The 21,803-nt window shown below is 64.3% G+C and carries 17 protein-coding genes and 1 pseudogene; 6 read left to right on the plus strand and 12 right to left on the minus strand.

What is annotated here, in order from left to right:
- Nucleotides 1-3 precede the first annotated feature (3 nt).
- The gene (locus CSC73_RS09070; RefSeq protein WP_163840115.1) at nucleotides 4-3,183 is read left to right on the plus strand and encodes an efflux RND transporter permease subunit; all 3,180 of its coding nucleotides are present in this window, start codon (nucleotides 4-6) and stop codon (nucleotides 3,181-3,183) included.
- Nucleotides 3,184-3,494: 311 nt separating this feature from the next.
- Here the strand turns inward: CSC73_RS09070 and CSC73_RS09075 are convergent, their stop codons facing one another.
- A complete protein-coding gene (locus CSC73_RS09075; RefSeq protein ID WP_163840116.1) occupies nucleotides 3,495-3,995 on the minus strand; it encodes a hypothetical protein in 501 nt (166 codons plus the stop codon).
- Between the two features lie 304 nt (nucleotides 3,996-4,299).
- Between CSC73_RS09075 and CSC73_RS09080 the strand changes: the two genes are divergently transcribed.
- The 3 genes from CSC73_RS09080 to CSC73_RS09090 all read left to right on the plus strand — a co-directional run bounded on the left by CSC73_RS09080 (nucleotide 4,300) and on the right by CSC73_RS09090 (nucleotide 5,638).
- Complete coding sequence (locus CSC73_RS09080; RefSeq protein WP_163840117.1) at nucleotides 4,300-4,530, plus strand: hypothetical protein; 231 nt, start codon at nucleotides 4,300-4,302, stop codon at nucleotides 4,528-4,530.
- Nucleotides 4,531-4,835: 305 nt separating this feature from the next.
- Nucleotides 4,836-5,312, plus strand: coding sequence for an Hsp20/alpha crystallin family protein (locus tag CSC73_RS09085; RefSeq protein WP_093283433.1), 477 nt, complete (start codon nucleotides 4,836-4,838; stop codon nucleotides 5,310-5,312).
- Nucleotides 5,313-5,371: 59 nt separating this feature from the next.
- Nucleotides 5,372-5,638 carry a hypothetical protein gene (locus tag CSC73_RS09090; protein ID WP_093283428.1) on the plus strand — a complete coding sequence of 89 codons (267 nt, stop codon included), beginning with the start codon at nucleotides 5,372-5,374 and terminating at the stop codon, nucleotides 5,636-5,638.
- 21 nt (nucleotides 5,639-5,659) lie between these two features.
- Here the strand turns inward: CSC73_RS09090 and CSC73_RS09095 are convergent, their stop codons facing one another.
- Entirely contained in the window at nucleotides 5,660-6,355 is a 696-nt protein-coding gene (locus CSC73_RS09095) for an aspartate/glutamate racemase family protein (RefSeq protein WP_163840118.1), read from the minus strand.
- 199 nt (nucleotides 6,356-6,554) lie between these two features.
- On the opposite strand from CSC73_RS09095, the gene CSC73_RS09100 reads away from it, so the two are divergent.
- Both CSC73_RS09100 and CSC73_RS09105 read left to right on the plus strand, forming a co-directional pair.
- On the plus strand, nucleotides 6,555-7,757 hold the full coding sequence (locus tag CSC73_RS09100) for a metallophosphoesterase (RefSeq protein ID WP_163840119.1): 1,203 nt from the start codon (nucleotides 6,555-6,557) through the stop codon (nucleotides 7,755-7,757).
- A gap of 345 nt (nucleotides 7,758-8,102) precedes the next feature.
- Nucleotides 8,103-8,549: a DpnI domain-containing protein gene (locus CSC73_RS09105; RefSeq protein ID WP_163840120.1), complete on the plus strand. Its 447-nt coding sequence runs from the start codon at nucleotides 8,103-8,105 to the stop codon at nucleotides 8,547-8,549.
- Nucleotides 8,550-8,906: 357 nt separating this feature from the next.
- Here the strand turns inward: CSC73_RS09105 and glpK are convergent.
- The 10 genes and pseudogenes from glpK to ilvC form a co-directional block, all read right to left on the minus strand.
- A pseudogene (gene glpK, locus CSC73_RS09110) lies at nucleotides 8,907-10,394 on the minus strand (glycerol kinase GlpK); the annotation flags it as partial.
- A 343-nt stretch (nucleotides 10,395-10,737) separates the two neighbouring features.
- Complete coding sequence (locus tag CSC73_RS09115; RefSeq protein ID WP_163840122.1) at nucleotides 10,738-11,787, minus strand: M23 family metallopeptidase; 1,050 nt, start codon at nucleotides 11,785-11,787, stop codon at nucleotides 10,738-10,740.
- A 228-nt stretch (nucleotides 11,788-12,015) separates the two neighbouring features.
- Nucleotides 12,016-13,104 carry a 3-isopropylmalate dehydrogenase gene (gene leuB / locus CSC73_RS09120; RefSeq protein ID WP_163840123.1) on the minus strand — a complete coding sequence of 363 codons (1,089 nt, stop codon included), beginning with the start codon at nucleotides 13,102-13,104 and terminating at the stop codon, nucleotides 12,016-12,018.
- Nucleotides 13,105-13,291: 187 nt separating this feature from the next.
- Nucleotides 13,292-13,876 (minus strand): 3-isopropylmalate dehydratase small subunit, encoded by a 585-nt coding sequence (gene leuD, locus CSC73_RS09125; RefSeq protein WP_163840124.1) that lies wholly within the window; start codon nucleotides 13,874-13,876, stop codon nucleotides 13,292-13,294.
- Between the two features lie 91 nt (nucleotides 13,877-13,967).
- Nucleotides 13,968-15,389: a 3-isopropylmalate dehydratase large subunit gene (gene leuC, locus CSC73_RS09130; RefSeq protein ID WP_163840125.1), complete on the minus strand. Its 1,422-nt coding sequence runs from the start codon at nucleotides 15,387-15,389 to the stop codon at nucleotides 13,968-13,970.
- A gap of 175 nt (nucleotides 15,390-15,564) precedes the next feature.
- A complete protein-coding gene (locus tag CSC73_RS09135) occupies nucleotides 15,565-17,118 on the minus strand; it encodes a 2-isopropylmalate synthase (protein ID WP_163840159.1) in 1,554 nt (517 codons plus the stop codon).
- A gap of 5 nt (nucleotides 17,119-17,123) precedes the next feature.
- Complete coding sequence (locus CSC73_RS09140) at nucleotides 17,124-18,266, minus strand: threonine dehydratase (protein WP_163840126.1); 1,143 nt, start codon at nucleotides 18,264-18,266, stop codon at nucleotides 17,124-17,126.
- 207 nt (nucleotides 18,267-18,473) lie between these two features.
- Nucleotides 18,474-18,734 carry an ACT domain-containing protein gene (locus CSC73_RS09145; RefSeq protein ID WP_163840127.1) on the minus strand — a complete coding sequence of 87 codons (261 nt, stop codon included), beginning with the start codon at nucleotides 18,732-18,734 and terminating at the stop codon, nucleotides 18,474-18,476.
- Nucleotides 18,718-20,469, minus strand: a complete 1,752-nt coding sequence (gene ilvG, locus CSC73_RS09150) for an acetolactate synthase 2 catalytic subunit (protein ID WP_163840128.1) — start codon at nucleotides 20,467-20,469, stop codon at nucleotides 18,718-18,720. The genes CSC73_RS09145 and ilvG overlap by 17 nt, the downstream gene beginning before the upstream one ends.
- On the minus strand, nucleotides 20,466-21,488 hold the full coding sequence (ilvC, locus tag CSC73_RS09155) for a ketol-acid reductoisomerase (protein ID WP_163840129.1): 1,023 nt from the start codon (nucleotides 21,486-21,488) through the stop codon (nucleotides 20,466-20,468). The genes ilvG and ilvC overlap by 4 nt, the downstream gene beginning before the upstream one ends.
- Nucleotides 21,489-21,803: the final 315 nt, after the last annotated feature.

Consider the following 21,803-nt stretch of genomic DNA (forward strand, 5'->3'; position numbering starts at 1 on the left):
GCCATGAAGCGCTTCAACCTTTCCGAATGGGCGCTGACCCATCGCGCGCTGGTGCTGTACGCGATGATCGTGCTGGCTTTGATCGGCGCGTGGTCGTACCGGCACCTGGGTCAGTCGGAAGATCCGCCCTTCACCTTCAAGGTGATGGTGGTGCGCACCGTGTGGCCCGGCGCGCCGGCCGAAGAAGTCGCCAAACAGGTCACCGAGCGCATCGAGAAGGCGCTGATGACCACCGGCAACTACGAGTACATCCGTTCGTACTCGCGCCCCGGCGAGTCGCAGGTGATGTTCGTCGCGCGCGACTCCATGCATTCCGACGAAATGCCTGAGCTCTGGTACCAGGTGCGCAAGAAGGTCGGCGACATCAGGGCCACGCTGCCCGAAGGGGTGGTCGGTCCGTTCTTCAACGACGAATTCGGCGATACCTTCGGCAATATCTACGCGCTCACCGGTCCGGGCTTCGACTACGCGGTGATGAAGGACTACGCCGAGCGCATCCAGCTGGAGCTGCAGCGCGTGCCCGATGTGGGCAAGGTGGAATTGATCGGCCTGCAGGACGAGAAGGTGTGGATAGAACTGTCCAACACCAAGCTGGCCACGCTGGGCATACCGCTCAGCCAGGTGCAGCAGGCGCTGGACCAGCAGAACGCGGTGACCTCGGCCGGCTTCTTCGAGACCACTACCGACCGCGTGCAGCTGCGCGTCAGCGGCGCCTTCGATTCGGTCGAGGAAATCCGCGATTTCCCCATCCAGGCCGGCGGCCGCACGCTGCGCTTGGGCGACATCGCCGACGTGCACCGCGGCTTCGCCGACCCCTCTGCGCCGAAGATGCGCTTCATGGGCCAGGACGCCATCGGCCTGGCGGTGGCGATGAAGAACGGCGGCGACATCATCCGCCTGGGCAAGACGCTGGATTCGGAATTCGAACGGCTGCAGAAGACCACGCCCACCGGCATGGAACTGCGCAAGGTCTCCGACCAGCCGCACGCGGTGCAGGATTCGGTGGGCGAATTCGTGCGCGTGCTGACCGAAGCGGTGGTCATCGTATTGCTGGTCAGTTTCTTCTCGCTGGGCCTGCGCACCGGCCTGGTGGTGGCGGTGACCATTCCGCTGGTGCTGGCGATGACCTTCGCGGTCATGCACTACTTCAACATCGGCCTGCACAAGATCTCGCTGGGCGCGCTGGTGCTGGCGCTGGGCCTGCTGGTGGACGACGCGATCATCGCGGTGGAGATGATGGCCATCAAGATGGAGCAGGGTTTCGACCGCATGCGCGCGGCCAGCTTCGCCTACACCTCCACCGCCTTTCCCATGCTCACCGGCACGCTGGTCACCGCGGCCGGCTTCCTGCCCATCGCTACCGCCGCTTCGGGCACCGGCGAATACACCCGCTCGCTGTTCCAGGTGGTGACCATCGCGCTGGTGGTGTCGTGGATCGCGGCGGTGCTGTTCATTCCGTACCTGGGCGACAAGATGCTGCCGGACCTGCACCAGCCCAAGCCGCCGAAGCCCGGCTCGCTGGCGGGACGCTGGCATGATTTCCGCGCGCGTCTGGCAGCCCGCTTCCCCGCGTTCTCCAGCGTGCTCGCGCCGAAGGCGCACGACGGCCACGCACATGCCCTCGAACAGCACGACCCTTACCAGACCGCGTTCTATCAGCGCTACCGCAAACTGCTCGACGCCTGCCTGCGCCATCGCTGGCTGGTGATCGGGGTGACGGTGCTGGCGTTCGTGTTGTCGATCGGGCTGTTCCGGTTCGTGCCGCAGCAATTCTTCCCGGATTCGGTGCGGCCGGAACTGATGGTGGACATGGAACTGGCCGAAGGCAGTTCGCTGCGCTCCACCCAGGCCCAGGCCGAGAAGCTGGAAAAAATGCTGGCCAAGCGCGAAGGCGTGGACAATTACGTGGCCTACGTCGGTACCGGTTCGCCGCGCTTCTACCTGCCGCTGGACCAGCAGCTGCCGCAGGCCAATTTCGCCCAGTTCGTGGTCCTGACCAAGGACATCGAAGCGCGCGAATCGATGCGTCAATGGCTGATCGAGGAAGTGGGCCCGCAATTCCCGCAGTTGCAGTTCCGGGTGACGCGCCTGGAAAACGGCCCGCCAGTGGGTTATCCCATCCAGTTCCGCATCGCCGGCGAGCACATCGACCGCGTGCAGGCGCTGGCCCAGCAGGTCGCCGCGCAGGTGCGCGCCAATCCCAACGTCACCAACGTCAATCTGGACTGGAACGAGCCCAGCAAGGTCGTGCGCCTGACCATCGACCAGGACCGCGCGCGCGCGCTGGGCGTAAGCACCGCGGACGTGTCGAACTTCCTCACCAGTTCGCTGTCGGGACTGCGCGTCAGCACCTATCGCGAAGGCAACGAACTGGTGGAGATCCTGCTGCGCGGTCCCGAGGACGAACGCGTGCGTCTGGACATGCTCGGCAGCCTGGCCGTGCCCACGCCCAACGGCAGCGTGCCGTTGTCGCAGATCGGCAATATCGAATACGCGTTCGAAGACGGCATCATCTGGCACCGCAACCGCCTGCCCACGGTCACCGTGCGCGCCGACATCCGCGACGGCATCACGCCGCCGACGGTGGTGGAACAGATATCGCCCACGTTGGACGAGATCCGCAGCGAACTGCCGCAGGGCTACCTGCTGCAGACCGGCGGCACGGTGGAGGATTCGGCGCGTGGCCAGAATTCCATCAAGGCCGGCATGCCGTTGTTCCTGCTGGCCGTGGCCACGCTGCTCATGCTGCAGCTGCGCAGCTTCTCGCGCATGGCGCTGGTCATGCTGACCGCACCGCTGGGCTTGATCGGCGTGACTTTCGCGCTGCTGGTGTTCCGGGTGCCGTTCGGCTTCGTGGCCATGCTGGGCACCATCGCGCTGTCGGGCATGATCATGCGCAACTCGGTCATCCTGGTGGATCAGATCCAGCAGGACATCGACGCCGGCCACGACCGCTGGCACGCGATCATCGACGCCACCGTGCGCCGCTTCCGTCCCATCGTGCTGACCGCGCTGGCGGCGGTACTGGCGATGATCCCATTGTCGCGCAGCGCGTTCTTCGGCCCGATGGCCGTAGCCATCATGGGTGGCCTGACCGTGGCCACGGCGCTGACCCTGTTGTTCCTGCCGGCGTTGTACGCGGCGTGGTTCAAGGTGAAGCCGGAAGAGGATTCGTCAGTCTGAGGCGGGCGCTTTGCCCCCTTCGAAAAAGGGGGCTACGGGGGATTTGCTTTTGGCGCGAAAGGCAAATCCCCCTTAATCCCCCTTTTTCAAAGGGGGAGGAAGTCATGCCGTATCAGTCCACCCGATTGCAGATTGACAGGGGAGCAATCAATGCGAAAGCAAGGTGTTGTCGGCCCCGCTCTTGCTTTGCCCTCTTTGGAAAAGGGGGCTACGGGAGATTTGCTTTTGGCGCGAAAGGCAAATCTCCCTCAATCCCCCTTTTTCAAAGGGGGGGAAGCCATACGTCTCTGCGATAAGCCTCTGCTCGACCTCTATCCTGAGTGCGCTCGGGCCATCCGCCGCGCACGCCGCGCAAACAGCGTGCACACCACCCCGAATACCATGTGCGCCACCACGCTCATCGCTATCGTGTCCAGGTGTTTGAACGAGGGCGACGCACCCACACGCGACAACGGCATCACCACGAAGTTCATCACGACGTATAGCCCCATGCCGTAGAGCAGGCCTGCGGCCACCGGCTTCTCCACCAGCAGGCGGAAACGGAAGCCGAGCGCGACGCAGATCGCGACGAAGGCGATCGCCATGCCGACATGCAATCCGGCGCCCAGCAGCGCCGTCGCTGTGCCGCCTTCGTAGCTGGCCTTGCCCAGCACGCCCATGGCGATGCTCTGGAACATCCGGGTCAGGCCTTTCGCATTCCATTCGAACCACACTGCGATGGCGAAGAGCGCATCGCCCATGGCGATCAGCAGGCCGCCGTAAACGGCCTGTTTCCAGTCGATGCGGCGTTGGTTTGCGGCGGTGGTAGTCATGGAGGGACCCGACGATAGCGGTAAGCCTTGATAGAGCCAGGCGTTTGCCGGGTCAATCGCCGGCGCATCGATACCTGCGAGTCGACACTTTCGGCAAATAGACCGGATCGCCCGAGGTGGGTTCTGTCGGACGGATCGATATTCGCTCGCGGCCGCCCGGAGGGCTTGATGTGCAGCGCACCAATCAGCAGATTGGCGGTGGGGAAAGGCGCCAGGCGCACAATTGCTTTCGGGGGCGGGGATGCAGGCGGGGAGATTGAACTGGAACGGCGCTTCTTTGTGGGTGCTGGTCGCAAGTTGTTGCATGACGATCGATGGGATGCTGGTTTTCCTGGCTACCCGCGTCTGGCCGGTATGGCTGACCGGCGCATTGGTGTTTACCTTCTTAGTGGGGACGCCGTCGCTGATCCTGCGCATATTCATCGGCCATCGCACCGCATTCCGCTTCGGGTCCACTCCGACGCAAGCGGTAGCCGCCGGCGTGGTGGCGTTCTTCTATCTGGGGCTGGTGGCGTTCTTCATCGCGGAGCTGTAGGCCCGCGGGAATGCCGCTTCGACAGTCCAGGCTGGGTTCAATCGCAAGCGAAATCCTTGCGGGTCGGGTCATCCGCTGGTCGAATCGGGGAAATCGCGACCGTCTTGTTTCCCTTGTTTTCACCTTTTTAAACCACGCCAGCATGCGGCAATGTTCTCCGCTCAGCCGCTGCGCCTTTTGGCTGAATACAAGTTCAATGCAGCCGCGGAAGCATCTTTGGACCCTTGAAAAACATGAAGCCGCTCTTAATTGCGGGAAAGGGCGGCGCATAGGGCCGTCCTCATTCGCCAATTGGAGACCTTGCCATGAACAAAATAGTTCGCTCTCCCCAATGGCCTGGCCAAGGCTTTGCGCATGACCCGATCAAGCAAGTCTTCGACCGCCTTTTCGAAGGGAGCATGTTCCAGAACGATTCGACGGACGAGTCGTCCGTGGTGACCAGCCAATGGGTGCCGCGCGTGGACATCAAGGAAGAAACCGACCGCTTCGTGCTGTATGCCGATTTGCCCGGCGTCGATCCGCAGGAGATCGAGGTGCAGATGGAAAAAGGCATGCTGACGATCAAGGGCGAGCGGCGCAGCGAAGAGAAGCTGGAGACGGAAAGCTTCTCGCGCATCGAGCGCCGCCACGGCAGCTTCCACCGCCGGTTCGCCTTGCCCGACAGCGCCGATCCCGATGGCATCACCGCCTCGGGGCACAACGGCGTTCTGCAGATCGTCATCCCCAAGCGCCCGGAAACCACGCCTCGGCGCATTCAAGTGGGCTCGGTATACAACTCGTAATGTCGGTTCCGCTGCCCGGGTTACGCCCGGGCAGCGGTCGTGCCCATGAGGAAGCGGTCATGGATCGAGAGAACGAAGAAGTCATTTGCGACCTGCAGGCGCAGGTCTACGTGTTGCGCGTCGCATTGCGCGCCCTGGCCAATGCCCATGGCGATTCCGACGCGCTGCTGGCGAGTTGGCGCGAAGCGCTGAAGGTCGCCTCTCTGGGCCCGGTGGTGCCCGCCTACGCGCGCCGTAGCGAATATCTGGCCGAGCGATGCCAGGCATTTGCCGAGGATTGGACCGCGGAGCTGGCCGAATTGGCGGTGCCAGCGCGGCGCAACTGACGCGATTGGTTGCGCCGGGGGCTAGCCGATCAGTGCGGTTTCCACCGCCGCTGCCGCATGCAGTGCGGTGGTGTCGAACAACGGCACCGTAGCATCGGAGGCGTCGACGAGCAGCGAGATTTCGGTGCAGCCCAGGATGATGGCTTGCGCGCCCTGGGCGACCAGGGCAGCCATGATCCTGCGGTATTCGGCGCGGGAGGCGGGCAGTGCGTTGCCGAGGCATAGTTCTTCGTAGATGACGCGGTGCACCAGGTCGCGTTCGGCGGGTTCGGGGACGATGACGCGCAGGCCGTGGCGGTCGCGCAGGCGGTCGCGGGAGAAGGCGTCTTCCATGGTGAAGCGGGTGCCGATCAGGCCGACCACGGTATGGCCAGCTTGCTTGATGGCGGTGGCGGTGGGGTCGGCGATATGCAGCAGGGGAATGGACACCGCTGCTTCGATATTGGCGGCGACTTTGTGCATGGTATTGGTGCACACGACCACGAAATCAGCGCCAGCTGCCTGCAGGGCGCGCGCAGCATCGGCCAACATTGCGCCAGCGGCGTCCCAGTCGCCGCTGTGCTGCAGCCGCTCGATGTCGTGGAAGTCGACGCTGTACAGGACGATGCGCGCCGAATGCAGTCCGCCCAGGCGTTGTTTGGTCAGTTCGTTGATCTGGCGGTAGTAGGGAATGGTCGATTCCCAGCTCATGCCGCCGATCAGGCCGATGGTTTTCATGCCGATATCCGTTGGTCTGGAAAGTCTCCTCATAGTCTCGCAGATCGCGAATAACGGAGAGCTGCATAGGGTGGGCCCCGGCCCACCGCCAAGCGTAAGTGGAGATTCACACCGCCGCCAGGTGACGCCCTGGGTTGACCAGCTTCGCTGTCGAAAGCCGCTACGCTCTACCCAGGCAACGTGAGGCACGGAGGTGCGAATGCGCAAGACGATCAAATGGATCGGCATTGTGGTGGGGGCAGCCATCGTGACCCTGCTCGCATTCGTGGTTTTCGGCGGATTCCGGCTAAAGGATCCGCAAGGCAACGTGGCGTTCGGCTGGGACAGCCAGCGGGACCGTTTCCAGATCCTTGAAAAGCCGGAGCTGGCATTGGACGGGCCGCACGTATTCCAGTCGGCGGCGGGTTTTGAAGTCGGCGATACGGTTGCCAGCGGCGAGGGGTGGCGGTTGCGCACCGTCCACGTGCCCGCCCAGCCTTTGCCTGTGCTGACCGTCCGGGTCGACAACGCGGCCAGGACGAGCTTCGAGGTGCAACTCCGCCTGGCGTCAGCGCCTGACGATGCCGTAGTCGCCACCAATCCATCGCGATTGCTGATGGTCTCGGATATGGAAGGCGAGTTCGACAAGTTCGTCGCATTGATGCAATCGCAAGGCGTCATTGACGGGGGGTTGCACTGGCGTTTCGGCGATGGGCACGTGGCCTTGCTGGGCGATTTCGTCGATCGCGGCGGGGACATGGTGCCGTTGCTGTGGTTGATCTATCGGCTCGAAGGCGAGGCGCAACGGGCCGGTGGGCGCGTCCACTACGTGCTGGGCAATCATGAGCAGCTCGGCATGGCCGGCAAGACGAAATACTGGTCCCGTCATCTTGTCGCGACGGCGCAGGCGCTGGGCGATGGCGGGAACGAGCGGATTTTCTCGGCAAGCAGCGTGCTGGGCGCCTGGTTGCGCAGCAAGCCGGTGATCGCCCGGGTGGGCGATCATCTGCTGGTGCATGGCGGCATCAGCCGGAAGTTTCTCGATCTGCAACTGGACATCGAGGCGGCCAACACGGCAGCGCGTCCTTATCTGGATGTGGAGCGGTCGTTGCTGCCTGTTGCCGTGCAACCTCTACTGGGTCGCAACGGAGTGACGTGGTATCACGGGATGGCGTTGCCCGGCGAAAAACGCTACGCCGAAGAAGAGGATGCCGTCGGGCATCTGCGCCAGGTGGTTGCGCGTTATGGGGTGAAGCGGGTGGCGATTGGCCACAGTCTTGTGCCGGATGTCGTATTGGAGCAGCAGGGCATGCTGCTGCGTCTTGACGTGCAGCATTCGGAACAGGTTTCGCAAGCTGCGTTGTACGAATCCGGGAGGCTTTGGCGTGTGAGTGCTGACGGTAGTCGGCAACTGCTTGAGTAGGGCGCTGGGTCGTCAGGCTTTGTAGGATGGTTGGTCTTGGCTCATCGCCTGCGCCAAAGTCGGTATGGAAAGCGGTGGGCTGAAGCCACCCTGCGGGGCCTTACGGTGCTCGCACCGGTCGGCTCGTTTTTGCCACGCCCTGCAGGTAGACGTATCACTCGGCCTGTGCCCGGTATCGAGCCGATGAGCCGTTCGAAGTTCTCCAGCGTGCCGTCGGTGGCTATCAGCTGTCGATATTGAGCGGCATATTTCCCATCTGCGAAGCATGGGGTGGGCGTGAATCCACTCTATGGGACATAAGTTATGGGCTATAACTCACCCGGGATTATGCATGTGGAGAAGCCAATGAAAACTTCAAAGCAACAACTTGGGTCGTGGGGCGAAAATCTTGTGAAGAATAAATGTTCCTGCCCAAAGTGCAAGAAGCAGAAAACTCTCAAGCGACTTCCTGACAACTTCAAATGCGCAGACTTGATTTGCGATTTCTGTGGGTATCTAGCACAAGTAAAATCGACAACTGCAACTGATGTGTCATTGCTTCCATCCACAATACTAGGTGCGGCATGGCTCCCGCAAAAGGAAAGAATGGACGCTGCGATTTACTTTCCGCTGTTCTTTGTTGTAAAGACATCGGCTGAGTATGCGATCTACTACCTGCCAACCGATTTTCAAAGTCCGGCGTTATTTATCCCAAGGAGTCCGCTTGCAGAGTCAGCAAAAAAAGCGGGTTGGCAAGGTTTCAGATATGTACTTTCTGCGCTCAAAAGCGGTTCTTTCGTGCGAATTCTATGACTCATAAAACTCGAACCCCTTAGTTACATTCTGCGTACTTCCAGGAACAAGCGCATCACATGCGCCCGTCGCTCAAGACCACATCCAGTACTTACGGATAACGGCGAGTATGGAGTCTAGGGGTCATATCGCGTAGGTGCGCTGTATGCTCAAAATAGAGGCGTGAGTCCATTCAAAAGAACCCATAAGTGCTTTCCGACGTTCTTCCTTAGCTTCCGTTTGACCTTCGCATCATTAGTGTTATGAACAGCTCCAATGCGGTCGGGGTTGACGGCGGACAGCGCATTCTTGATTGCATTTTCTTCTGCTGTCGGATAAACGATTTGACCAAAAGCTACCGCAAGTGGAAGCTGAGCTGAACGCAAGTGTAGCTTCAATTGCTCGTTTCCACCCGGCATACAACTTCTCCCTATGTTCTCCCCCCATCTCCGGCACGAACGTCCGCTCCACCTGCCGCTGCTGCGCGATCTGCTCCCGGCTTTCCCAGAAGCCCACCGCCAGCCCCGCCAGATATGCCGCCCCCAGCGCCGTCGATTCCTTCACCATCGGCCGCTCCACCGCGATATCCAGAATGTCCGCCTGGAACTGCGCCGTGAAATCGTTGGCGATTGCCCCACCGTCCACCCGAAGCGCCTTCAACGTCAAATCGGCATCGGCCTGCATCGCCGTCAGCACATCCCGCGTCTGATAGGCCAGCGACTCCAGCACCGCACGGATGAAATGCTCCTTGTTCGTCCCCCGCGTCAGCCCGAACATCGCCCCGCGCGCATCGCTGCGCCAGTACGGCGCACCCAGCCCCACGAACGCCGGCACGAAATAAACCCCCTCCGAAGATTGCGCCCGCTCCGCATAAGCCTGCGAATCGCCGGCCTTGCCCAGCATGCGCAAGCCATCGCGCAGCCACTGGATGGCCGAGCCCGCCGCGAACACGCTGCCTTCCAGCGCGTACTCCACCTTCCCATCGATGCCCCAGGCGATAGTGGTCAGCAAACCATTGTCCGACTGCACCGCCTTGCCGCCGGTATTCATCAACAGGAAGCAGCCGGTGCCGTAAGTGTTCTTGGCCATGCCCGGCTCGAAGCACGCATGCCCGAACAATGCCGCCTGCTGGTCGCCGGCCATGCCGCTGATCGGCACCCGATGCCCGAACACCGTCTGCGCCCCGGTGTGCGCGTACACCTCGCTGCTGGAACGCACCTCCGGCAGCATCGCCGCCGGGACGTCCAGCATGCGCAGCAGATCCGGGCACCACTGGCGCTTGTGGATGTCGTACATCAGCGTGCGTGAGGCGTTGCTGTAGTCGGTGGCGTGGGTGCGGTCTTCGGAAAGATGCCACAACAGCCAGCTGTCGATGGTGCCGAACAACAACTCGCCGCGCTCGGCGCGTGCGCGGGCGTCGGGCACATGGTCGAGGATCCACTTGACCTTGGTGCCGGAGAAATACGCGTCGATCAGCAGACCGGTGCGCTCGCGCACAAGATCTGCGTAACCATCGGCTTTCAACTTCTCGCAGATCTCCGCCGTCTGCCGCGACTGCCAGACGATGGCGTTGTGGATGGCCTGGCCAGTCTTGCGGTCCCACACCACCGTGGTTTCGCGCTGGTTGGTGATGCCGATGCCGGCGATTTCCGACGCGCCGACCTGCGCCCGCGTCATCGCTTCCACCACCGTGCTCTGCACGTTGCCCAGGATCTCGCGCGGATCGTGCTCCACCCAGCCCGGCTGCGGAAACAGCTGCTCGAATTCCCGCTGCGCCATGCCCACCACCGCACCGCTGCGGTCGAACAGCATCGCCCGGGAGCTGGTGGTGCCCTGGTCTATGGCGAGGAGATAGGGTTTGACCATGCTGGCTACTGTGCGGTTGTTGCTCGCGATGAGAAGATCTTAGCTGTTACCGGATACTGCGGTGCAACGTAGATTTCCACCTCTCCCCTTGTGGGAGAGGTCGACGCGCTTGAGCGGCGGGAGAGGGGTGGGCGAAGAGGCGATGTGACGGTTGCGGCCCTGCCACCACATTCAATAAAGCCGCTTGTTGCCAAATGATGATTCTTGAGGGACCGCTGCTCCGTTCGCCCCTCATCCGCCCCTTCGGGGCACCCCGTATCGAGTACGGGGCAGGCTCTTCTCCCACGAGGGGAGAAGGGGGGCTCCGGCGCTCATCTTGCGTCGGCTGCGTGAGCAAAAAAGCCTACTCGAACTGCACCACCACATTGGAAGCCGGCATTTCGCCATCGCGTCGCGAAGCCTGACCGGAGGGGAAAGGGATCCAGGGCTTGGAACCCAAGGCGCCGATGTCCGGATAACTGCCCAACACTTCGAACCGCTCGAACACGAACGACACGCCTTCGGCGCCCAGCGGCGAATTGGCGTCGGCGACATGGAAATGCAGATGGGGACCGGTGGAGTCGCCGGTAAAGCCGAGCGCGGCGATGCTCTCTCCGCGCTTCACGCGCTGACCCGGTTTAACCCTCAGGCTGCCGGGCTTGAGGTGTTCGTAGAAAGCGTAGCGGCCATCGCCCAGGTCCAGAGAGACGTAATTGCCGGTGGCATCGCCGATCGCATGCTTCGGGTGGGCGGCGACCGACATGCTTTCCGGCACGTCGTCGCGCGTCGCGGCAACCACAGCGTCGGCGACCGCCAATACTTCGGCGCCGTAGCCGTACGCATTGCGGACTACATCGGCATCGCCTTTCGCCGTATGGCCACTTTCATCCAGCTTGACCCAGTCGATGGCGAAACGGCCGGGAATACGCGCCTTGCCGTCGACCGCGTACAACACCCGCCGGTGTCCGCGTGGCCAGTCTGGCGAATGGATCGCTGCCCAGGGGCCGCCACGTAACGGCGCGCCCAGCACTGGTGGCGCGGCCTTGCCGACCGGGACGTTTCCTCCATCGACCACAAAGAGGCTGCTATCCGCAGCGCGGTATTGGATGCGGTGCGAGAGCGACAACGCTTGTGCGTCCGTGGGGAGCGGGAATTCCAGATAGATCACGATACGCATGCCCGGTGCGATCGCGTTGTTTGCGACTCCGCTCGGTTGGCCAAGACGGGAAGCGAGCGCCGCGCCGTTGAAGCTGGCTAGCACGCGATCCTTCTCGTCGAATACCTCGACGCTCACCGGCGACAGCGGTTCGTGCGCGAAGTTGGTGAGGTGGAGCTCGTAGACGAGTCGCCGGGTGCCGTCGACCACGACCGGTGCGGGTGGGGCGAAGACCTGGAGGTCGAAGGATTCGCGCAAGGGGGTGGCTGCATGCGCAGGAATCACAAACGCGAAAACGAGCGCCAGGTGCAACAGGTGCCTTCCCATTGGATTCCTTGGAGACGAGCGGATTCGCGAGTCCCTATCTTACGACCATGCCTGTGCAGGGGCGACGTAAGTCGCGAAGCCCTCCACAAATTAGCGTGGCACCAGGCCGAAGAAAGATGTCGTTTCGCGACTTACGTCGCTCCTACGCCGACTGCGGGGTCAATCCCGCAGTTCGGCCACGTAGCAATTGGCTTGCATCTGCTCTATCACCGCCTGCGCGGCGGCTTCGGTGGAGATGCTGCGGCCGTTGGAAGACAGGTCGGCGGTGAAGGCGTGCGAATTCAACGCGCCGTCGACCGAGCGTTCGATGCAGTCGGCTTCGTCGTGCAGGCCCAGCGAATGGCGCAACAGCATGGCCGCGCTGAGGATGGTCGCGTACGGGTTGGCGATGCCCTTGCCGGCGATGTCCGGGGCCGAGCCGTGGATCGGCTCGTACACGCCGGCCTTGCCGTCGCCCAGCGAGGCCGAAGGCAGCAGGCCCAGCGAGCCGGCCAGCATCGAGGCTTCGTCGGTGAGGATGTCGCCGAACATGTTCTCGGTGACGATCACGTCGTACTCGCGGGGATGCGCCAGCAGGTGCATGGCCATCGCATCCACCAGCACGTGTTCCAGTTTCACCTCGGGGAACTCGTCGCGGCCGATGCGCGCCGCGACGTCGCGCCACAGGCGCGAAGTTTCCAGCACGTTGGCCTTGTCCACCGACACCACGTAGCTGCGGCGCTGGCGGGCCAGCTTGAACGCGCTGCGCATCACGCGCTCGATCTCGGCCACCGAATACGTGCACAGGTCGCTGGCGCTATCGGCGGTGCGGGTCTTCTCGCCGAAATAGATGCCGCCGGTGAGTTCGCGCACCACCATGATGTCCACGCCGGTGAGCAGGTGCGGCTTGATCGGCGAGGCGTTCAACGCGGCCGGATGCGGGCGCACCGGGCGCAGGTTGGCGTACAGGCCCATACCTTTGCGCAGCGCCAGCAGGCCCTGTTCGGGACGGACTTTGGAATTGGGGTCCGACCACTTCGGTCCGCCCACCGCGCCCAGCAGCACCGCATCGGCGTTCTTGCAGGCGGCTAGCGTGGAAGCGGGCAGCGGTTCGCCATGCTTGTCGATGGCGATGCCGCCGATGTCGTGCTCGCTGAAGGTGAACTGGTGGCCGTAGCGGCGGGCTACCGTTTTCAGTACCGACAAGGCGGCGGTGGTGACTTCCGGACCGATGCCGTCGCCGGGCAGGACTACGATGTCAGCTTGCATGGGGAATTCCTAACAATGGAATGGAAAAAAATAGATTCGTTCGTGGTGAGCCTGTCGAACCACGCCTTTCGCGATGAAAATGAATCGCGGGGACTCGGGCTGTATCGCCAAGAGCGTGGTTCGACAGGCTCACCACGAACGGGATATTCGACAGGCTCACCACGAACGGGGTAAGGGGAGTTCATCGCTATCCGATTGATGCGTTTGCCGATTCGTACCGGGCGATCTGGTCCGTGCGCAGCAACAGATAGCCCAGCTCGTCCACGCCTTCCATCAGGCAGGTGCGGGCGAAGGCGTCGAGCGGAAAGGGATGCACGTCGCCGGCGGGCGTGCGCAGTTCGCGCGCGGCGATGTCGACGGTGAGTTCGTCGTCGGGGCGCTGCATGAGCGACTGCACGACGGCTTCGTCCAGCACGATGGGCAGCAAGCCGTTCTTCAGCGAGTTGTTGCGGAAGATGTCGGCGATCTCGCTGCTGACGATGGCGCGCAGGCCCAGATCGGTCAGCGCCCAGGGCGCGTGCTCGCGCGAGGAGCCGCAGCCGAAGTTGGCGCCGGCCAGCAGGATGGCGCGGCCGGCGTTTTCCGGCCGATTGAAGGCGAAGTCCGGATTGGGCGAGCCATCGGCCTGCCAGCGCCAGTCGTTGAAAGCATGTTTGCCCAGGCCGGCGCGTTCGGTGGTGGACAGAAAACGCGCGGGGATGATCTGGTCGGTGTCGATGTTGCTTTGCGGCAGCACGACACTGCGGGAGGCGAGGGCGGCGAAGGCGGTCATCAGCAAATTTCCGAATGTTGTAGGGCGGGCATTGCCCGCCGTGGGCGGCACGTGGAGAGCGCGGCGGGCAGTGCCCGCCCTACGGCGATCTTCATGCGACTTCCTTCTGCGCGAACAGCTCGCGCGGGTCGGAAACCTTCCCATTCACCGCCGCCCACGCCGCGGTCATCGGCGAGGCCAGCAGCGTGCGCGAACCCGGGCCCTGACGGCCTTCGAAGTTGCGGTTGCTGGTGCTGACCGCCAATTGTCCCGGCGCGACCAGGTCGCCATTCATGGCGATGCACATCGAGCAGCCCGGCTCTCGCCATTCGGCGCCGGCGGCGCGCACGATCTCGTCGATGCCTTCGGCTTCGGCCTGGCGCTTGACCAGTTCAGAGCCCGGCACCACCAGCATGCGCACGCGCGGATCGACGCGGCGGTCGCGCAGCACGGTGGCCACTTCGCGCATGTCGCTGAGGCGGCCGTTGGTGCAGGAACCCACGAACACCACGTCAACGGCGGTGCCTTCCAGCGGTTTGCCGGAATCGAAAGCCATGTAGTCCAGCGATTTCTGCGCGGCGTTGTCCTTGGCGGCGGGAATGGGACGATCCACCGCGATGGCCGTGCCCGGATGCGTGCCCCAGGTCAGGGTGGGGCGGATGTCGCGCGCGTCGATGTTCACTTCCTGGTCGAAGCGCGCGCCTTCGTCGCTGCTGAACTGCGACCAGCGCGCCTTGGCTTGCTCGAAGGCCGCGCCCTTCGGTGCGCGCGGCGTATTGGCCATCCAGGCGTAGGTGACTTCGTCCGGCGCGATCATGCCGGCGCGCGCGCCGGCTTCGATGGACATGTTGCACAGGGTCATGCGCTGTTCCATGTCCATCGCGCGGATGGTCGAACCGCGATACTCGATGACGTGCCCCGTGCCGCCGTTGACGCCGATCACGCCGATGATATGCAGGATCACATCCTTGGCGCCGACGCCCGGCGCCAGTGGGCCGTCGACGGTGATGGCCATGGTCTTGGCCTTGCGCTGCAGCAGGCATTGCGTGGCCAACACGTGGCCGACCTCGCTGGTGCCGATGCCGAAGGCCAGCGAACCGAACGCGCCGTGGGTGGAGGTGTGGCTGTCGCCGCAAACAATCGTCATGCCGGGCTGGGTCAGGCCCAGTTCCGGCGCGATCACGTGGACGATGCCGCGTCCGGCCGAACGCATGTCGAAGAGTTCGATGCCGTATTCGGCGCAGTTGCTGGCCAGCGTGTCGACCTGGGTTTCCGAGGCCTGGGTGAAGTAGTGGAATTTTCCGTCGGCATCGGCCGGCGTGGTCGGCGTCGAGTGGTCCATGGTCGCCTTGGTCCGGTCCGGCTGGCGAGGCGCGATGCCGCGCGCGCGCAGTTCGGTGAAGGCCTGCGGCGAGGTGACCTCGTGGATCAGGTGCAGGTCGATATACAGCACCGCGGGGGCGGCGTCGGTTTCGGGGACTACGACGTGCGCGTCCCAGAGTTTGTCGAATAGGGTGCGGGGGGTAGAGCTCATGCAATGGGTCCGGTCGAACAGAGGTTTGTGGATGCAGACCTCCCCCTTTGAAAAAGGGGGATCGAGGGGGATTTGCTCTTGCTCTCGGCAAATATCGCGCGAAGAGCAAATCCCCCCTGCCCCCCTTTTTCAAAGGGGGGAACGGCAACAGCGACAGCGAAAAAAGTACTTCCCATCACGCCTCCGCCATTTCCGATTTCGCCTTGGTTCCGTTGCGTTGGCGCAGCAGCCGGTTGGCCACGTCCAGCCAGGCCAGTGCGCTGGCTTCGATGATGTCCTTGCTGGTGCCGGTGCCGTCGTACTCGGCGCCTTCGTAGCGCACGCTCAGGTTGGCTTCGCCGCGCGCATCGCGGCCCAGGCCCACGCTGTGCACCTGGTAGCTTTCCAGCACCAGGTCCACGCCGGTGGCCATGGCCAGCGCCGCGAACAGCGCATCGACCGGGCCGTCGCCTTCTGCGGTTTCGAACACGCGGTCGCCGTCGGGGTCCGACAGCTCGACGGTGGCGCGCGCGCGGTGGCCGGCATCGCTGACGGTCATCGACGAAAGCCGGTAGCCCTCGCTGTCGGCGCCGTCCTGCATCAGCGTCTGCAAATCGTTGTCGTGGACCACGCGCTGTTTCTCGCACAGGGCCTTGAAGGAGGCGAAGACCAGATCCAGTTCCGATTCCTCCAGCAGATAGCCCAGCGCGCGCAGACGCTGTTCCACCGCGGCGCGGCCGCTGTGGCGGCCCAGCACCATTTGCGAGGACGGCCAGCCCACGTCTTCCGGGCGCATGATCTCGTAGGTGCCGCGGTGGCGCAGCATGCCGTGCTGGTGGATGCCGGCTTCGTGCGCGAACGCATTGGCGCCGACCACCGCCTTGTTGCGCTGGACCGGCATGCCCACCAGGCGCTGCAACAGCTGCGAAGTGGGCACGATGCGGTTGGTGTCGATACGGGTATCAGCGCCGAAGTACGCGCCGCGCACCTTCAGGCTCATCACCACTTCTTCCAGCGCCGCGTTGCCGGCGCGCTCGCCGATGCCGTTGACGCTGCATTCCACCTGCCGCGCGCCGCCTTCGATGGCAGCCAGCGAATTGGCTACGGCCAGGCCCAGGTCGTTATGGCAGTGGGTGCTGAAGATCACACCGCGCGCGCCCGGCACGTTGGCGATCATGCGTTCGAACAGGCCGCGGATCTCGGTGGGGGTGGTGTAGCCGACGGTATCGGGCAGGTTGATGGTGCCCGCACCCGAAGCGATCGCCGTGGCGATCACCTCGGCCAGGAAATCCTCTTCCGTGCGCAGGGCGTCCTCGGCGGAGAACTCCACGTCGTCGACGAAGCCGCGCGCGGCGGCCACGCTGCGGGCCACCGCTTCCAGCACCTGCTCGCGGCTCATGCGCAGCTTGTGTTCGCGGTGCAGTGGGCTGGTGGACAGGAACAGGTGGATGCGCGGACGCGCGGTGCCGTCAAGCGCGCGCGCCGAGGCCTCGATGTCGCCCGGCAGGCAGCGCGAGAGCACGCACAGGGTGGTATCGCGCAGTTCGCGCGAGATCAGCGCGGCCGCTTCACGGTCGGATTGCGAACTGGCGGGGAAGCCGGTCTCGATGACATCGACGCCAAGCTCGGCCAGCGCACGGGCCATGACCAGTTTTTGCGAAGGCGACATGCTGCAGCCGGGGGACTGTTCGCCATCGCGCAGGGTGGTGTCGAAAATCCGGACCTGGGCCGGGGTTGCGGTTACTGGAATGTCGCTCACCAGGTGTACTCCTCTTCGGTGACGGCGCGACGCGCAACGGGCGCATCGACGGTAATGGGGTTGGACAGTGAAACGGGAGGAACGAACCCGGCGTCGGCGCGCACGGGCTCGACCGGATGCAGTTCCTGCGTGCGCCGGCGCGGTTTGCGCGGCGCGCGCGGGCGCACGTCGGAAAGCAGGCCTGCCAGCACCGTGGCATCGATGTTGCCGCCGGAAACCACCGCGCATTTTCGCTTGCCGGAGACGCGACGGCCAGCGGCCAGGGCCAGCGCGCCTGCGCCCTCGGCGATTATGTTCTCTTCCAGGGCCAGCCGGACCAGGGTTTCGCGCAGTTCGGCTTCGCGCACGATCACCACGTCGTCCAGCAGGCTGGCGCACAGGCGGCGGGTCAGGAAGCCGGGGACTTTCACCCGCACGCCGTCGGCCAGGCTGGCCACCGGATCGATCAGCCGGCTGTCGCCCTTCAGGGCGCGCGCCATCGAATCCACGCCTTCCACCTGCGCCCCGACCACGCGCACGCCCTGCGATTTCAACGCCAGCGCCACCCCGGAAGCCAGGCCGCCGCCGCCGATGGGCACGATGACCACGTCCGGCGCGTGCGGCGCGATCTCGATGCCGACCGTGCCCTGGCCGGCGATCACGTCCGGGTCGTCGAACGCGGACAGGAAACGGTAGTCGTTCTGCGCCGCCAGTTCGCGCGCGAATGCGTAGGCCTCGTCGTAGCTGTTGCCGTGCTGGCGCACGGTCGCGCCCCAATGGGCGACGCCGGCGATCTTGTTCTCCGGTGCGCCATGCGGCATCACCGTGATCGCCTGCACGCCCAGGCGGTACGCGGCCCAGGCCAGTCCCTGCGCATGGTTGCCGGCGGAGGCGGCGATCACCGGACGCATGTCGCCGCGTTCGCGCGCGGCCAGCAAGGCGTTCAATGCGCCGCGCACCTTGTAGGAACCGGTGCGCTGCAGGTTCTCCAGCTTCAGCATCACCCCGAAGCGTTCGGCATGGTGCATCGGCGTCGGCGGCAGGTAACGCCGCAGACGCGCCTGCGCCGCCAGCACGTCGGCCACGGTGACGACTACGTCGCTTACCTCAGGCTCGGTTACGGCGGGTTCGTTGCTGGCGCTGGCGCGTGAATCAGGCATGGAGATGCGCAAGGCGTGCGGACGACGCTGGAAGAAGACGCCTCCGTGAAGCTTTGGTCATGCAATCCAAGGCGGGAGCCGAAGAGCAAATCCCCCTCGATCCCCCTTTTTCAAAGGGGGAGGCGGAATGCGGGATCCGATTTTTCCCAGAAACCCGGAACACTCCCCCTTTGAAAAAGGGGGGCAGGGGGGATTTGCTCTTGACGTTCAAGACACCACCTCCGCCGGCGCGACTTCCACCGGCGTGATCTCCACCGACACGCAGTCGTACACCTTCAGCATCTGCAGACGCAGGGTTTCGGCCGGGCGCTGTCCGTCGACCACCAGTTGCAGGCGCCAGCGGCCGTCTTCGCCGGCCGGTTGGCCATTGATGGACTGCGGAGTGAAGCCGCGGCGCTCGGCCATGCCGATCACGCGCGTCAACGCGCCTTCGGCGGGCTTCAGCACCAGGTCAAGCCGGTAGCGCATGCGGGGACTCCGTTCGCGGCGGTGTTGCGTTGGATTCGGCGGCGGCCTGATCGGCCGGATTGCTGTCCAGCATGGTGCTGTTGGCGGTGTTGGGCGGCACCAGCGGCCACACGTTGGCCTTGACGTCGATGGCCACGTGCAGCAGCGCCGGACCGGGCTGGGCCAGCAGGTCGGCCAGCGCATCCTCCACCTGGTCGCGGCGGTCGATGCGCTTGGCGGGAATGCCGAACACTTCGGCCAGCGCCGCGAAGTCCGGGTTGTCGGACAGGTCGATCTCGCTGTAGCGCTTGGCGAAGAACAGTTCCTGCCACTGCCGCACCATGCCCAGCGAGCTGTTGTCCAGCAGCACGATCTTCACCGGCAATCGGCAGCGGGCGATGGTCACCAGCTCCTGCACGTTCATCATGAAACTGCCGTCGCCGCTGACCAGCAGCACGGTGCGGTCGGGGCAGGCGAATTGCGCGCCCATCGCCGCCGGCAGGCCGAAACCCATAGTGCCCAGCGCGCCGCTGGTCAGATGGTTGCGCGGATGGTTGAACTTGCAGTGCTGCGCCACCCACATCTGGTGCTGGCCGACATCGCAGGCGACGATGGCGTCGTCCGGCGCCAGTTCGGTCATGCGCTTGAGCAGCGCCGGCGCGTAGATGTCGGTGCCGGGCGCGTCGTAGCGGAAGCCGTGCTTCTCGCCCAGCATGCGGCAGCGTTTGCGCCAGTCGTCGCAGGTGCTGCGCGCGCCGATCAGCGCGCGCAGGCCTGCGGCGACGTCGCCGGGCAGGGCGATGTTGGCGGTGCGTAGTTTGGAGATTTCGTAGGCATCGGCATCCAGGTGGATGACGCGTGCGAACGGCGCGAACTCCACCAGCTTGCCGGTGGCGCGGTCGTCGAAGCGCGCGCCGACCACGATCAGCAGATCCGATTCCTGCACGGCCATGTTCGCCGCGCGGGTGCCGTGCATGCCCAGCATGCCCAGGTAGTTCGGGTGGCCGCCGGGCAATGCGCCCAGTCCGCGCAGGGTCAGCACGGTGGGGATCTGGGTGGCTTCGACGAACTCGCGGAACACCTCCACCGCGCCGGCCAGGCCGATGCCGCCGCCGCCGTAGATCACCGGCTTCTCGGCGCCGGCGATCGCGGCCAACGCTTCGGCCAAGGCTGCGTCCGCAGGCGCGGGCGGCGCTTCGACTTCGGCCGGTACGTGATCGGGCAGATGCGAGGCATCGGCGACCTGCACGTCCTTGGGCAGATCGATCAGCACCGGACCGGGCCGTCCTTCGCGCGCGATGCGGAAGGCGTCGCGCACGATTTCCGGCAGGTCTTCCACGCGCCGCGCGATGAAGCTGTGCTTGACGATGGGCAGGGTCAGGCCGAACACGTCCAGTTCCTGGAACGCATCGGTGCCCATCAGATGGGTGGCGACCTGTCCGGTCAGGCACACCATCGGCACCGAATCCAGCATCGCGTCGGCGATGCCGGTGACCAGGTTCGATGCGCCGGGACCGGAGGTCGCGACGCAGACGCCGACGCGGCCGCTGGCGCGCGCGTAACCGTTCGCCGCCAGCGCCGCGCCTTGTTCGTGGCGCACCAGGATGTGTTTCAGCTTGGAATCCACCAGCGCGTCGTAGAACGGCATGATGGTGCCGCCGGGGTAGCCGAACAGCGTTTCCACGCCTTCGGCCTCCAGCGCCTGGGTCAGCCAGCGGGCGCCATTGCGTGGGGCAGCGGCGGCGGTTGCGTTCATGCGGCGGCGGCCTTCTCTGTCGAAGTGGCGTCGTCGGCGTCGGGCTGCGAAGCATTGGCCGACAGCCACACCATCTTGGCGCGCAGCTGCTTGCCCACCACTTCGATCGGATGCTCCATGTCGGCCTTCTTGAACTTGTTGTAGTTCGGCAGGCCAGCTTCGTATTCGGCGATCCAGTTCCTGGTGAAGGTGCCGTCCTGGATGTCGGTCAGGATGTCCTTCATGCGCTTCTTGGTGTCGGCGTCGATCACGCGTGGGCCGCTGACGTAGTCGCCGTATTGCGCGGTTTCGGAGATGAATTCCAACATGCGGGTGATGCCGCCTTCGTAGAACAGGTCCACGATCAGCTTCAGTTCGTGCAGCACTTCGTAGTAGGCGATTTCCGGCTGGTAGCCGGCTTCCACCAGGGTCTCGAAGCCGGCTTGCACCAGCGAGGACGCGCCGCCGCACAGCACGGCCTGCTCGCCGAACAGGTCGGTCTCGGTCTCTTCCTTGAAGGTGGTCTTGATGATGTTGGCGCGGGCGCCGCCCAGGCCGGCGGCATAGGCCAGTGCCAGCGCTTCGGCGTTGCCGCTCTTGTCCTGGTACACGGCGTAGATGCAGGGCACGCCGCGGCCGATCTCGTATTCGCGGCGCACCAGCGCGCCCGGGCCCTTGGGCGCGACCAGCACCACGTCGATGTCCTCGCGCGGCTTGATCAGGTCGAAGTGCACGTTCAGGCCATGCGCGAACAGCAGGCAGGCGCCGGGCTTGAGGTTGTCCTTCAGCACTTCGTCGTACAGCTTGCGCTGGACCATGTCCGGAGTCAGCACCGCGACCAGGTCGGCATCCTTCACCGCTTCGGCGGGCGTCTTCACCACGAAGCCGTCGGCCTTGGCCTTGGCTTCGGTCGGACCGCCCGGACGCAGGCCGACGGTGACGTCGAAACCGGATTCGCGCAGGTTCAGCGCGTGCGCGCGGCCCTGGCTGCCGTAACCGACGATGGCGATCTTGGTGTTGGGGAGGTTGCTGGTGGTCATTGCGCTGGGTTCCATGGAAGTTGAAGGGAAGGTCTGGGGATTTCTACTGGTCTGGAAACAAAAAACCCCGCACTTCTCAGTGCGGGGTTTTGCGAATCTGGCGTTGCTGTTGCTTACACGCCTGTTCGTCCCGCACCGGTTGGCGAGGTAATAAGTACGAGGACGAGAAGGCCGGCCGCGGGGGCGGCGTGGCCATCTTGTTCAGGCGTGATCTGCGTGGGCGTGTGGCGTTGCAACATAGGGCTAGGGGAACATGCGCTTATAGGGCTTGTCAAGCACACCAACGCCCATGGCGACCAATTGCGGACAAGGCCG

It is taken from the genome of Pseudoxanthomonas sacheonensis, from assembly GCF_010093305.1.
Lineage (GTDB): Bacteria > Pseudomonadota > Gammaproteobacteria > Xanthomonadales > Xanthomonadaceae > Pseudoxanthomonas_A > Pseudoxanthomonas_A sacheonensis.

Bases quoted from the DNA above. Each gene is read 5' to 3' on its own strand.
- CSC73_RS09140 (WP_163840126.1), bottom strand. From the start codon at position 18,266: ATGCCTGATTCACGCGCCAGCGCCAGCAACGAACCCGCCGTAACCGAG.
- CSC73_RS09105 (WP_163840120.1), top strand. From the start codon at position 8,103: ATGAAAACTTCAAAGCAACAACTTGGGTCGTGGGGCGAAAATCTTGTG.
- CSC73_RS09095 (WP_163840118.1), bottom strand. From the start codon at position 6,355: ATGAAAACCATCGGCCTGATCGGCGGCATGAGCTGGGAATCGACCATT.
- leuD (WP_163840124.1), bottom strand. From the start codon at position 13,876: ATGACCGCCTTCGCCGCCCTCGCCTCCCGCAGTGTCGTGCTGCCGCAA.
- CSC73_RS09100 (WP_163840119.1), top strand. From the start codon at position 6,555: ATGCGCAAGACGATCAAATGGATCGGCATTGTGGTGGGGGCAGCCATC.
- CSC73_RS09145 (WP_163840127.1), bottom strand. From the start codon at position 18,734: ATGCGCTACCGGCTTGACCTGGTGCTGAAGCCCGCCGAAGGCGCGTTG.
- CSC73_RS09085 (WP_093283433.1), top strand. From the start codon at position 4,836: ATGAACAAAATAGTTCGCTCTCCCCAATGGCCTGGCCAAGGCTTTGCG.
- CSC73_RS09090 (WP_093283428.1), top strand. From the start codon at position 5,372: ATGGATCGAGAGAACGAAGAAGTCATTTGCGACCTGCAGGCGCAGGTC.
- CSC73_RS09075 (WP_163840116.1), bottom strand. From the start codon at position 3,995: ATGACTACCACCGCCGCAAACCAACGCCGCATCGACTGGAAACAGGCC.
- leuC (WP_163840125.1), bottom strand. From the start codon at position 15,389: ATGAGCTCTACCCCCCGCACCCTATTCGACAAACTCTGGGACGCGCAC.
- CSC73_RS09080 (WP_163840117.1), top strand. From the start codon at position 4,300: ATGACGATCGATGGGATGCTGGTTTTCCTGGCTACCCGCGTCTGGCCG.
- ilvC (WP_163840129.1), bottom strand. From the start codon at position 21,488: ATGACCACCAGCAACCTCCCCAACACCAAGATCGCCATCGTCGGTTAC.
- ilvG (WP_163840128.1), bottom strand. From the start codon at position 20,469: ATGAACGCAACCGCCGCCGCTGCCCCACGCAATGGCGCCCGCTGGCTG.
- leuB (WP_163840123.1), bottom strand. From the start codon at position 13,104: ATGCAAGCTGACATCGTAGTCCTGCCCGGCGACGGCATCGGTCCGGAA.
- CSC73_RS09070 (WP_163840115.1), top strand. From the start codon at position 4: ATGAAGCGCTTCAACCTTTCCGAATGGGCGCTGACCCATCGCGCGCTG.